Below are 13,503 nucleotides of genomic sequence, written 5' to 3'. Positions count from 1 at the left end.
AGTCGAAATTGCCACCTGGCAGCAGCATATTTTTTCCAAAACTATAAATTCAATGCGCCTTTGCACCTTCGCGTCTTGGCGAGAAAAAAATAAACCATTGCGGGAAGGAGCGCCAGCGACTCATCCAGACAAGCAAAAAAACTGCGTGAACTCCTTACCGGTAGCTATTGATTTCCGGCCCAGTGAACGGCCATACAACAATGATTCAGAGAAAATTCATGCTACAGTTTTATGGTTTGCTGCTTGCCGGAATAACGCACTGACCGGTCGGATGCGTCATCAAAAACCAGTGGTTTCGGCTGATCGGGCCGGGTTACACGGATCCTGAAAATGCGGTTCTTCAGCATTTCCGGGAAGCTCCCATTACGGTCACCGATGGTCAGTGTTCGCGAAGCCTCGTCATAATGAAAGCTGATCGTCGTATAAGCGCCTTTCTCATACTGATAGTGCAATCCATCATCTTCATAAAGCGTGAAATCGGCATCTGCCCCGGCATAGATATTCAGGGTAACCGGATCTGCTTTTTTCTCATCGCTGTACAACAGCGCAGGGCCGGTAGGCAGAATGCTGCCCGCCCTCACATAGAGGGGTAACCGCTCATAAGGTGCAGCCGCTTTAATTGTTTGTCCGCCGGTAAGAAATTTACCGGTTTCCAGTTCAAACCAACCTCCGGAAGGCAGGTACACATTCCGTTCTGTGGCACCATAGGTATACACCGGATTCACGAGCAGGCTCGGTCCCAACAGGAACTGGTCACCAACCTGACGCGCCGTTTCATCATCGGGGAAGTCCATGACGAGAGCCCGCATCAGTGTTTTGTCATGCAGCCAGGCCTCGCCCGCGAGGCTATAGATATAGGGCAGCAGGCGATAGCGCAGCTTATTGTAATACAGCATGCTGTTGTAGGCAGGCTCTCCCTCATTGGCGGTGTTATAAATCTCGCGATAGGGAAATTGTCCGTGTGAGCGGAACAGGGGCGCGAAGGCACCGAACTGGAACCAACGGGTCATCAGTTCCTGCCACTCCTTTTTATCGGTCGCATTGGGTTGCTCAAAACGTTTCTCCACGCTGAAACCGCCAATATCCATCGTCCAGTAGGGCAATCCGCTGAGCGAGAAATTCAGTCCGGCGCTAATCTGCGCCTTCATGTCTGTCCACCGGCTGGCAATATCACCGCTCCAGATGGTGGCACCATACCGCTGTGATCCGAGGAAACCCGAACGGGTCAGCAGGAATACGCGCTTGTCGGGATCGACTCCCCGCTGCCCTTCATAAATACCTTTCGCATTCTGCAGCGGGTACGCGTTGAGGAACTCAGCAGCGGTGCCCAGGTGCACGCCGACCATCTGGTCTTTCCGGCGGCCAGGGTCAACATTGGAAAGGATATCGGGTTCACTGGCATCCATCCACCAGGCGTCTACTCCTTTCGTGTACAGTTTATCGTGGATGAGGTTCCAGAAACCCTGGCGGGCGGCCGGATTAAAAGCATCATAAAAGGTGGAGATATAGCCCTGCGCGATCCAGTCCCGCTGACGGTCGGCAATGTTCCGGGGATACAGCCATCCCTTCGCCCGGAAATCCTCGTAGGCTTTGATCCCTTCGTAAAACTTGGGCCACACAGAGATCATGAACCGGGTCTTGTACTGCTGGTGCAATACTTTGATCATCGAATCCGGATTCGGGAAACGGCTCGCATCAAATTCCTGGCTGCCCCAATCGGCCTGTTTCCAGTAACTCCAGTCCAACACTATATTATCAAGCGGGATTTTCTTCTCCCGGAAAGTCTTTACAGTACTAAGAATTTCGTCCTGGGTCTTGTAACGCTCGCGGCTTTGCCAGAAACCCAGTGCCCAGCGGGGTACGATGGGTGCCTTGCCGGTCAGCAGTCGGTAGCCACCGATCACTTCGTCGATTGAGCTGCCATACACGAAATAGTAGTCGAGCTGGCGGCCGGCTTCGGAGCTGAACCCGAATGTGCTGGGTGCTTGCGCCGTGGTGGGTGGCAGCCAGCGGCAGGTCAGGTAAGATTCGCCGCCATCGGGAATCCATTCGATCCGGATGTCGTGCTGACTGTCTTTTTTCCAGTCGAGATCCACCACACCGCTGCCCGGATTCCACGCCTGGCGCCAGCGGTCCAGCATCAGCTGTCCGTCAATATAACATTTGATATACCCGGCATAGGTGAACCGGAGCTGCTGCATTCCTTCCATTGCAGTGCTGATCTTCCCTTCCCAGGCCACCTGGCCTTCGGCCACTTTGAAATCCGCCGGAAGAATCCGTTTGGAATCGTTCAGGTAGGGAATATCAATCACGGATTCGGCCCTTGTCAAAGCAACCTGATCCGGATGGTTCCGGTTATTGGCATAAGAAGCCGTCAGCCAGCCTTTCTCCCCCGTTTTAGCAGTCAGTTGCAGGGCAGACAGCGGCTGATAGGCCCGTAGATTCCCGGCTGTCGTCAGGGAATAATTATCCCACAGAATGCCATAGCGGTTGCTGCTGACCAGGAAGGGAACTGCTACTTCCGTATTGTTCTGCCAAAGTTTCACCTGTTGATTGCGGTAGTCGAACAGGTCGTCCTGGTGCTGACCGAGGCCATAATACCCTTCGGCAGGTTGGCTGAGAAAGGTTTGCGTTACGCTATACAGGGGCTGCCCCTCAAAAACAGCCGGCTGAATTTGCCGACCGGCAGGGTCCTCGGCCAGTATGGTTTTTCCGTTCAGATCCGTAAAGGAGACCTGTCCGCTGTTCTTGTCAACAGCCGCAATCAGGGATGCCGTTTTGAGCTTCACGACAGCATCGGAGTTTTCCGTCTGAAAAGCCGGGGTTGCAGGCAGATTCTCCAGCACCGACAGAGTGGGCCGTTCCGGGAGCTGCTGCCTCGGTTTCGCCACCACCCGGATGATCTTTTCTGTAATCACTTCCAGTTGCACTTCACTGACGCCTCCCTGCTGGCGCGCCGGTATAACGGTAACACCTTTAGCTGTAACGCGGTATCCGGGGCCGGAATCCTGGGCAGCAACGGAAAAGAACAAGGTACAGGCCAGCAACACGGTAAGGATGGGAGCAACACATTTTTTGAGGGAAGCAATCATGAAAATCTCATTAAAGTTGAACCCCAAAACTAGGAAGGTATAAAAGGGATGGGGTGGCGGAAATCATCATAATTAGGTGTACAAATGTTCACCCGCAACATTTTCTGCGCAAAAAGACACACAAGTATAATTCCCCTTTAATATTGACTTAACCCTGCCGGGCAAACTTTACGCAGCCAACCGATTACGGATACCGATTATGGATATACTGAAATGGCTGCTCGAAGCCGACCGCGAAATCTTCCTTTTCATACAGGAGACCGGTGCTACCGGCATCATGGATCATTTGATGATGGCGCTGCGCACCCCCGCCGTCTGGATCCCCCTGTATGCTTTTATGTTGATCTGGGTTGCCAGGAACGCCCACTGGAAAACGGCAGCCATGTTCATCGTGTGCACGGTAATGGCGTTCGGACTGGCTGATTACAGCAGTGCTTCGATCTTTAAACCACTCATTGAGAGACCCCGGCCCTGTTATGCCGATGACCTCGCCGAACTGGCCCGGAGCCTGGTCGGCTGTGGTGGTCAATATGGATTTCCGAGCTCCCATGCGGCCAATCACTTCGCCTTGGCATGTTTCTGGTATTGGTCGATCTTTATTATTAAGGGACAGAAGTGGTGGTGGCTGTTCGCCTGGGCTTTCGGGATCAGTTATGCCCAGGTGTACGTAGGCAAACATTACCCGCTGGATGTACTGGCAGGCGGCTTCCTGGGACTGATGATCGGCACCTGGATGGCCAAATTGTTCGAATGGTGGCATTACAGACAGCTCCGGCGGCAGCCCGTTACGGGCAAGACTTCTCTCCCGCCCCTTTGATGGATCGACCTTTTACCATATTTCGCTTCTGCCTCTTCCTCGGGGTGCTGGTCAACGTATGTGCGATCGGCAGTACGATCATGGAGCCGGATGGAGCCCTGTATGCCAGCATCGCCAAAACCATGGTACTGCGCAACGACTGGGTTAACCTCTATGCTGAGGGAGCCGACTGGCTCGACAAACCACATTTCCCGTTCTGGGCTGCCGCAGCATCTTTTACAGTTTTCGGCATCAACAGTTTTGCTTACAAGCTGCCCGCCCTGATCTTCTGGGCAATCGGTGGCTGGTACGTTTGGCGGTATGGTAACCGATTTCACAACAGTACCATCGCCAAACTTGCCCTGCTGATTTACCTCAGCGCCCTGCATCTCCTGATCTCCAACAACGATGTGAGGGCTGAGCCCTACCTCACCGGTATGCTGATCGGGTGCGTTTACCATTTCCGGCGGGCCATGAAAGACGCCTGGTGGCAGGTGGTGGTGGGTGCTTTCTGGCTGGCGCTGGCCATCATGACCAAAGGCATTTTTATTGCTGTGCTGGCCGGACTGGGCTTTTTTGTGTTTTGGTTCATGGGCAGTGACCAGCCAAATGCCTCCCGGCTTCGGGGCGCAGCCGCAGGCAGGGGATGGTGGGGCATCATCCAGCAGATCCGGCGCCGGAGGTGGTGGGCAGTTCCTGTGCTGACCGCCATTTTTATCTTCCCGGAAATCTGGTGTCTCTGGAAACAGTTTGATGCCCATCCGGAAAAGATCATCTTCGGCCGTTCCGATGTCAGCGGTATTCGCTTCTTTTTCTGGGACAGCCAGTTCGGGCGTTTCATGAATAACGGTCCCATCAAGGGCAAGGGCGACCCGTTCTTTTTCGCGCATACTTTATTATGGGCTTTCCTCCCCTGGTCAATCTGGCTGTATGTGGCCATCGGCCAGTGGTTTGGCCGCCGCCGCCGGCTTGACACACTTTGCATGGGCGTCGGACTGGCAGGTTTTGTACTGTTTTCAGCGTCGAAATTCCAGCTGCCCCATTATATGAATATCGTTTTCCCGTTTTTTGCCCTGCTGGTGGCGCAATGGCTGGCGGAAGCGATGCAGCCCGGGGCGGCAGGTTCTATAGGTAATTGGGGCAGCAACAGGCTCTGGGCCATCCTGCGCCGCTTACAGGTTGTGGTGATTGTGGTGATGCTGCTCGCGGCAGCGGTATTATGGTCCCTGATGCATGCAGACGGAAACTGGTGGGTGATCGGCTGGATCCTGCTGGGTGCCTGGCTGGTATGGCTTTGTTTTTACGGTTACCTCGACAACAGCCTGACGGACCTGGCCCTTCCCCGGAACCTGGGCCGCCTGGTACTTGGCACATATATGGCCGCCATCACGCTCTATGGCTTCCTCAACATGTATTTCTACCCGGTGCTCCTCCGCTACCAGAGCGGCACACAGGCAGCGGCCTGGCTGAACCAGAACCTGCCGGATGAAACCATCCACATCCTGGATCCGGTATCTTATTCGCTTGACTTTTACCACAAGGCCCCGGTAGAGTACGATGATTTTGATTCGCTCATCGTCAAGGCCCGCCTGAACCCGATGCTGGTGTACAGCTCGCCGGAGACCTTCGACAGCCTCCAGGATCGCCGCTGCCGGGTTCAGGTGGTACAGCGATTTGCCCATTTCCACGTATCGAGGCTGCAGATCGGTTTCCTGTTGCCATCCAAAAGGCCGAAATATCTGCAGGAACGAATGGTAGCCTGGGTAACGGCTCCGAGCCTGTTGCAGGGACCGGTTGCAGGAAGCCCCTGCAGCCCGGCAGGTTATCCATTATTTCCCCCGTTCAAATTTGGGATCGATGATTTCCCACTCGCGGATCTGGGGATGTTCATGGGAAGCCCGCTGCCACTGGTCAAAACGGGCAATGATGTCAGGATGCGCCGCGGCCACATTGCTGGTCTCCGCGGGATCAGTACCCAGGTCGAATAGCTGCCAGGGCGCTTTGGGATCTTTCAGCAGTCCCGTACGCACGCCTTTCCAGTTGCCGTAACGAATGGCCACCTGTCCGCCATTTTCGGGATATTCAAAATAGAGGTACTCATGTTTTTGCTGCCGTCCTGGTTGCCCCAGTAATTCGGGAAGAAAGGAGATGCCGTCTGTAGTGCCGGTTGCAAGGGATTGTCCGGTAAGTTCTGCGAGCGTTGCCATCATATCGAACTGCGCGGAGATCAGCGCGGATTCGCTTCCCGCTTTCACTTTCCCTGGCCAGCGGACGATGAATGGTGCGCGGATGCCTCCTTCATAGAGGTCCATCTTGTAACCACGCAGCCCCATATGGCTGTCGAAGTATTCGGTTCCCGGATGTTTCAGGAAGGTAGCACCATTGTCGCTCGAGAACATGATAATGGTATTGTTGTCCAGCCCCATTGCTTTGATCTTTTCCATCAGGATGCCCACCTGTTGATCAAGATAACTGATCATGGCGGCGTAGGTGGACTTCGGATACTGCACTGCTGCATAACCTTCGGTAGAATAGTAAGGGCTTTCGGGGAACTGGCCCTTGTATTTTTCTACCCATGCGTCCGGCACCTGGAGCGACAAATGCGGCAGGGTGAACGGTACGTACAGGAAGAAGCGGCGGGATTTATTCTTATCGAGGAAGGCCAGGGCATGTTCGGTCATCTTATCGATCGCATAGTCTTTCCCTTTATAATAATCGAAATCCGCCTGCGTGAAATGGGTTGAATCGACTTTGCGGTGAACATCAATAAAAGGATTGCGGAGACTGTCTTTATGGTCGTTCTCCCAAAGGTGGGTGGGGTAGAAATTGTGCGCCTGCTTCTGGTCGAGCAGACCATAGAAATAGTCGAAGCCCTGCTTGTTGGGAGCGCCTGCAGAACCAGTAATACCAAGGCCCCATTTGCCGGAAGCACCGGTGGTATAGCCAGCCTGTTTCATTAGTTTGGCGATGGTGAAGGTCCCATAGGGCAGCGGCATTTGTCCGCCTTCTGTTTCATCGCGGAAGCCGCCCATTTCATAATTGCCGCGCACGTAGGAATGTCCGCCGTGTTTACCGGTCATCAGCATGCAGCGGGAAGGCGCGCAGACCGGTGCACCGGAGTAGTGCTGTGTAAAACGCATACCTTCTTTCGCCAACCGGTCGAGGTTGGGCGTTTTGATCTTTTTCTGACCATATGGGCCGATCTCCCCGATACCGAGATCGTCGGCATAGATGTAGATGATATTCGGCTTTTGTTGTGCCATCGCTATGGCAGCACACAACTGGGCTCCGGTGAATAGTGTCAAAAAATACAGCGCCTTCCTCATGGTAACGATTATCGATGTTGTGGATAAATGTAGGCAATCGGGGCATTCGGCTAACAAACAAACGGTTGCGCGCGGGAGGAAGGTGAAACCCTCCTAAGCTTATCAATACAAATGACAAAACGTTTGAATCCGTTGGCAGCAACTTCAAAAAAATCAGGAAATTGACTTGGGTGGAATCTGAAAATCCCTATTTTTGCACTCCCCAAACGCGGACAGCTTGCTTTTCGCCGGTAGGGAAACCATATTCCTCCTTAGCTCAGTTGGTTAGAGCATCTGACTGTTAATCAGAGGGTCGCTGGTTCAAGTCCAGCAGGGGGAGCAAAAAAGCGCTGAAGATTCAGCGCTTTTTTTATGTTTCGAGCCTGGTTTACCAGGGGATGTTGGAATATGATAAAAAAAGCCCCGGTGCCATACCGGGGCTGGATATTGATGCGATTTGGATAGGAAATTGATAGTCCCTGTTCCAGCATGCTTAAGGTCCCAAAAGACTCATGCAATACAAATGCCACCGGTCTTTCAGTTTTTCGGGGTCAACAATAGAATATATACCCTTAACTGAATCATCTTCAATATCAAAAACCTGGCAATTGACCAGAAGATCTTCTTTGAAAAACAACAACGCTGGCTGGTGATTTACCAACCGGACTTTAACAGAAAGCGAATGGTGGTAGGTTTTATACACATAGCTTAAAAGATCAATCACCGCTTGCTGCCCTGTCACAACAGGAGCCACAATCTTAATAGCACCGCCATCCGTTTTTACCGCAATATCCTTAGCCAGAATTTTCTCCAAAGCTTCTGTATCACCATTCCGGATTGTTTCAATATAACGCTGTAACACTTCTGTACTTCCCGCTGCCGGTTTGAAATTTTCACGTCTGCCTTTCAGTGTACGCTTCGCCCTGCTCAGGACCTTCCTTGAGTTCTCCACTGAAAGAGAAAGTATAGCTGCTATTTCCTCATGCGAATAATCAAACGCCTCCTTTAAGATAAACACCGCCCGTTCTTTGGGATCGAGATATTCCAGCAGAACCATCATGGAATACGATATTATTTCATTCCTGTTGATTGCCTGGTCCGCGTTTTCCGTAGCGATGGGTTCCGGAAGCCAGACTGCATCTCCCACCGATCTCCTGTTCCTTTTCCTGATATTGATCGACTGGTTGATGACCCCTTTAACCAGGTATCCTGTTTCATTTTCCATTTCAGACCGGGGCACAGCAACATACTTCATCATGACATCCTGCACAGCATCCATCGCATCAGCAGCAGACCCCAAAATATTGTAGGCATAAGGGAAAAGTCTTCCCTGGTAGTTGTTCAATATCTCCATCTATCCCTCAGATTAATAAGGACGACAAATTTGCAGCTCCTAACGCTGAGAAAAAAATAAGTCATCGGTAGTGCCCACGAACTTCATCACCTCCAGTTTATGGGAATTGCCAATGCCACTTGCGTCCCGCTTTTCCTGGAAAACCTTAAAAGATGGAATAGCCAGTACCTGCTTTTGCACACTTTCATTCAGGTAATGAGACAGGTGAAGAAAAGTCACCCCGTCCTCCAATAAATAAACGTCATATCGAAATTCAGCGCTGCTAACCTTCCTGAAGTCCTCCATAAAAACACTGATGTTATGTTGGTTCTCTTCAACGAATGCCTGGTCGACGGTGTAACTTACTTTTACGGTGATCATTGTGTTATTTTTTTAGTTGATTTACCTGCTTTTAATGTTTGGTAATAGAATAACAAGGCAGGAAATCAAAACGTGACAGGAAAATCCAAAAAAGAACACCTGCTGTATCACTTCCGAACACTTTCGTACACACAACCGCCTCTTTTACATTGACTATCACACCTTTATTTACTGGCATATTTCTTACTGTAAAATTGATCAGCCTGCCCGAAAATCCAGGTTAGCAACCTATGATCAGGAGCTATATAAAAACAGCACTCAGAATGCTGTTGAACTACAAGAGCTTTTCGGCCATTAATGTGATCAGCCTGACCATCGGCATGGTGGGCTGTTTTGTTATCGGCCTGTTTGTATGGGATGAATGGCAATTTGACAAGAACATTCCCGATCATGCGAATGTCTACCGCATCTATAACCACTGGCAAAATCAAAATGGCAACACCAGCCATATGGCACCGGTAGCGCCCGCCTACGCCACTTTCCTGAAACAAGAATACCCGCAGGTGGAAGCTGCCACCAGGATCCTGATGAGCAAGGACAAATTCCTTATGGAAGTGGACAATAAAAAGAATTATGAGGAGAAAGGCTGCTTTGCCGACTCTTCCTTCTTTAAAGTGTTCCGGCTGAGTTTTGCAGCCGGCGCCCCCGCTACAGCACTCAACTCCCCCACTGCGGTGGTTATTTCCACTACACTTGCCCGGAAATATTTTGGCGGGGATAACCCGGTTGGCAAAACGATACTGATCGACAAAAGCAATTTCCAGGTAACCGGCGTTCTGGCTGAATTGCCTCAACATTTCCATCTCGACTTTCACTACCTCATGGCGCTCCCTGCAGCAGGCATCCCCAAAGAACGTATGGCGGCATGGACCTGGACACAGTTTTACACCTATGTGAAACTAAGCCCTGCAGCAAACGTTGATCAGCTGCAGCATCATTTCCAGGCGCATATCAAAAAGGAAATCTATCCGACCCTCCGCCAGGGCAACACTTTCCTGCCTTTTTTTCAGCCGCTGGCAGCTGTGCACCTGCAGTCTGCTGATTTTGTTTATGACAATGCCATCCGTGGCAACGAGACCTATGTCAACGCCCTCACCATCATCGCCATCTTTGTACTCGTCATCGCCTGTTTCAATTTTATCAATCTCGCAACGGCAAGATCCATCAGGAGAGCAAAAGAGATCGGTGTAAGAAAAGTTATCGGGGCAGGGCGCCGGCAGCTGATCTTTCAGTTCCTCGGCGAAACGATGCTGCTTTCCCTGCTGTCTATGATCATCGCCGCTATTGCCACAGCAGTGATTATACCCCTGCTCAACCAGTTCACCGGAAAAGCAATTTCTTTTAACCTCATCCATAATCCGGTACTTGCGCTGATTATCCTGCTGGCCGGAATAATTACCGGCCTGCTTGCTGGCATCTATCCTGCGTTGGTGCTTTCCGGATTTCAGCCCATTCGGGCTTTCAAGAATTTGAGCGGGGGCAACGGTTCGGGTGGTGTATGGTTGCGGCAAACCCTGGTAGTCGTTCAGTTTGCACTTTCCGTTTTGCTGATCGTTTCAACACTTATCGTATACCGGCAGACCAGGTACCTGAACAATAAAGATCTCGGCTTTAACAAGGAACAGGTACTTTATTTTGAAGTGCGGGATAGCCTGGTAAGCAATGCCGGGTTGCTGGAAACCTTTAAAACCAAACTGAGACAGTCCGCCGGGATTGTTTCGGTTACTTCAGGCTATGGCCTGCCGGGTGACCAGTTTGCCGGTGATGGTGTAAAAATTGACGGCAAAGAATATGCGTCGAACGTGTTTATCGGGGATGAACACTATGTTAAGACCCTGGGGCTGCGTATCGTGGCGGGAAGAGACTTTTCCAGGCAGATGCAGACAGATGTAAAAGAAGCTTTCCTGATTAATGAAACGGCGGTAAGGGAATTCGGATTCGGCACGCCTGAAAAAGCTTTAGGCCGGCAGATTAGCTGGGAGGAATGGGCACCCGCGGATACATTGCAGCCTGTCAAAAAAGGCAAGGTGATCGGCGTTGTACAGGACTTCCACTACAAGAGCCTGCATGAAAAAATTACTGCCTGTGCCATTCAGCTCTATCCGCAGGAAACCTATACCGTTGCAGCCAAACTCAAAACTGCAGATATCAGCACTACAATCGGTTCTATCAGCAACCTGTGGAATGAATTTTCACCGGGTTATCCCCTGGAGTATAAGTTTATGGATGACAGTTATGGAAAAATGTATCAGCATGAAGAAAAACTAAGTAAGCTGCTCTGGATCTTCGCAGCAATGGCCATTTTTGTTGGCTGTATGGGACTGTTTGGACTCGCAGCCTTCAGTGTTGAACAAAGAAAAAAAGAGATCGGGATCAGGAAAGTGCTGGGGGCAAATCCCCTCAGGATCGCCGTGATGATTTCAAAACGATTTCTGGTATTGGTTGCCGTTGCTTCCGTCCTTGCCTTTCCGGTTGGCTGGTGGGCAATGCATCGCTGGCTGAACGACTTTACCTACCGGATCTCCATCGACTGGTGGGTGTTCCTTGCAGCCACCGCCATCGCACTGACGATATCACTGTTTACCATTGGTTCGCAGGCTGTCAAAGCGGCAATTTCCAATCCTGTGAAAAGCCTGAAGACGGAGTAAGGGATTTTTTATTTAAATTCATTAAGTCCGGCCCGTCAACATTAATCGCCATATTATGAGACTTCTTCTGTCCGGATTTATTATTCTCGGCACCCTTGCCATAGCCGCCTGCGGAAACAACAGTAACAATACTGCAGCCACTGATTCAACCGCCGCAAAAACTGCAGATACGGCAGTGGCAGCGATTGAAACCAACCCGTTAAAGAACTGCTATTTCGGAGACCTGCACCTGCACACTGCGTTATCCCCTGACGCCAATATCATGGGGTCAACACTGATGCCGGAAGATTCCTATAAATATGCCCTGGGGGAAACGGTAACTTATCTCGGAAACCCTGTCAAACGTATCGCACCACTTGATTTCCTCGCAGTGACCGACCACTCGGAATACCTCGGCGTTGTAGACCAGGTAAAAGACCCCAACGGGCTCTGGGCAGGAACGGCCATGCAACGGCAATGGTCGAGTACCAACCAGGATACAATTGCAAAAACCTTCGGCCAGTTTATCCACGGAGTTAAAACCAATACCCCGGATACGGCCTTAAATAAAAAAGAAGCGATCATCAAAGGGTGGGATATTTTACAGCTGGCGGCTGCTAAATATTACCGGCCCGGTAAGTTCACCACGTTTGTCGGATACGAATGGACCTCCATGCCGTCAGCTGCCAATGGTGGTTCTCAAAACCTGCACCGTTGCGTCATCTTTAAGGGAGACAAGGTACCTGAACTTCCTTTCTCTTCCTTTGATTCGAACGACCCCGAAAATCTCTGGACCTACCTGGAAAATGCCCGTACTGCCGGCAGCGATGTGCTGGCTGTTCCGCACAACAGCAACCTGAGCAACGGTTTGATGTTTGATACGAAAACCCTCTCCGGCAAACCGCTCACCAAAGAATACGCCGTTCGGAGAATGGCTAATGAACCACTTACTGAAATGGCACAGGGTAAAGGCGAAAGTGAAACCAGTCCCACTTTAAGTCCCAACGACGAATTCGCCAACTATGAAGTGATGGAAACGCTGCTGAATAGTACCATCAGGGGAAAAACCAGTTCCGGCAGCTATGTGCGGCAGGCCTGGGGTACAGGTCAGGAACTCCAGGAAAAACTCGGCGCCAATCCGTTCAAAATGGGTGTGGAAGGAGGTACAGATTATCATTCCGGCATTACCACTTCGGAAGAAAATAATTATCCCGGTTCACATGCCACCCAGGATGATCTCGCCAAAAATTTCAAAGAACTGCTTGTCCAGAAAACATCTATTGGCGGGGAAGCGCCTATTAAACTGTCAGCATCTTCCATCACCGGTGTATGGGCAGAAAGCAATACCCGGGAAGCCATCTTTGATGCTTTGAAAAGAAAGGAATGTTTTGCGACTTCCGGAGGCCGGATCAAAGTGAGGCTTTTTGCCGGCTGGAATTATAACGGGGAGATGACGAAACAGGGTGACTGGGTGAAACAGGCTTATGCCGGTGGTGTGCCCATGGGTGCTGACCTTCCTGCCGGTACCGGCAAACCGAAATTCCTGGTACAGGCGCTCAAGGACCCCAATTCAGGGAATCTTGACAGGATCCAGATCATCAAGGTGTCGACCAAAAATGGCAAGTCAACGGAGAAGATCTACAATGTTGTCTGGAGTGGTGACCGGAAAGTGGATGCAAAAGGCAAACTGCCAGCCATCGGCAATACCGTGGATGTGGCGAAAGCTACCTATACCGAAAATATCGGGTCAGCCGAATTGATCGGTTACTGGGAAGACACTGACTTTGATCCGCAGGCCTATAGCACCTACTATGCCCGTGTATTGGAAATCCCGACACCCCGGTGGAGCACCTACCTGGCCGCAAAACATGGGTTGCCGGTAAGCAAACTGGTTCCCACCACGATCCAGGAAAGAGCGTGGACTAGTCCCGTGTGGTACACGCCTTCCAAATAAACTACGCGGAAAAGC

The 13,503-nt window shown here is 51.1% G+C and carries 7 protein-coding genes, 1 tRNA gene and 1 pseudogene; 5 read left to right on the top strand and 4 right to left on the bottom strand.

Annotation, left to right across the window (positions count from 1 at the left end):
- Positions 1 to 221 precede the first annotated feature (221 nt).
- Positions 222 to 3,092: a TIM-barrel domain-containing protein gene (locus tag FPE01S_RS09095; protein WP_046368377.1), complete on the bottom strand. Its 2,871-nt coding sequence runs from the start codon at positions 3,090 to 3,092 to the stop codon at positions 222 to 224.
- A 199-nt stretch (positions 3,093 to 3,291) separates the two neighbouring features.
- Between FPE01S_RS09095 and FPE01S_RS09090 the strand changes: the two genes are divergently transcribed.
- On the top strand, positions 3,292 to 3,909 hold the full coding sequence (locus tag FPE01S_RS09090; RefSeq protein ID WP_052955642.1) for a phosphatase PAP2 family protein: 618 nt from the start codon (positions 3,292 to 3,294) through the stop codon (positions 3,907 to 3,909).
- A pseudogene (locus FPE01S_RS26235) lies at positions 3,843 to 4,463 on the top strand (ArnT family glycosyltransferase); the annotation flags it as partial. The gene FPE01S_RS09090 and the pseudogene FPE01S_RS26235, both read left to right, overlap by 67 nt.
- Positions 4,464 to 5,717: 1,254 nt before the next feature.
- On the opposite strand, the gene FPE01S_RS25420 reads toward FPE01S_RS26235, so the two are convergent.
- Positions 5,718 to 7,214, bottom strand: coding sequence for an arylsulfatase (locus tag FPE01S_RS25420; RefSeq protein ID WP_046368376.1), 1,497 nt, complete (start codon positions 7,212 to 7,214; stop codon positions 5,718 to 5,720).
- Between the two features lie 245 nt (positions 7,215 to 7,459).
- Between FPE01S_RS25420 and FPE01S_RS09075 the strand changes: the two genes are divergently transcribed.
- Positions 7,460 to 7,533, top strand: a tRNA-Asn gene (locus FPE01S_RS09075).
- A gap of 153 nt (positions 7,534 to 7,686) precedes the next feature.
- On the opposite strand, the gene FPE01S_RS09070 is transcribed toward FPE01S_RS09075, so the two are convergent.
- Positions 7,687 to 8,547 carry a sigma-70 family RNA polymerase sigma factor gene (locus FPE01S_RS09070; protein WP_046368375.1) on the bottom strand — a complete coding sequence of 287 codons (861 nt, stop codon included), beginning with the start codon at positions 8,545 to 8,547 and terminating at the stop codon, positions 7,687 to 7,689.
- A 39-nt stretch (positions 8,548 to 8,586) separates the two neighbouring features.
- Entirely contained in the window at positions 8,587 to 8,907 is a 321-nt protein-coding gene (locus tag FPE01S_RS09065) for a hypothetical protein (RefSeq protein ID WP_046368374.1), read from the bottom strand.
- Positions 8,908 to 9,137: 230 nt separating this feature from the next.
- Between FPE01S_RS09065 and FPE01S_RS09060 the strand changes: the two genes are divergently transcribed.
- Positions 9,138 to 11,555: an ABC transporter permease gene (locus FPE01S_RS09060; RefSeq protein ID WP_046368373.1), complete on the top strand. Its 2,418-nt coding sequence runs from the start codon at positions 9,138 to 9,140 to the stop codon at positions 11,553 to 11,555.
- A 55-nt stretch (positions 11,556 to 11,610) separates the two neighbouring features.
- A complete protein-coding gene (locus FPE01S_RS09055; RefSeq protein ID WP_052955638.1) occupies positions 11,611 to 13,488 on the top strand; it encodes a DUF3604 domain-containing protein in 1,878 nt (625 codons plus the stop codon).
- Positions 13,489 to 13,503: the final 15 nt, after the last annotated feature.

The organism is Flavihumibacter petaseus NBRC 106054 (assembly GCF_000974785.1).
GTDB classification, from domain to species: domain Bacteria; phylum Bacteroidota; class Bacteroidia; order Chitinophagales; family Chitinophagaceae; genus Flavihumibacter; species Flavihumibacter petaseus.
The sequence above is the reverse complement of the archived record's forward strand: the minus strand, read 5'-3'. Positions and strand labels throughout refer to the sequence as shown.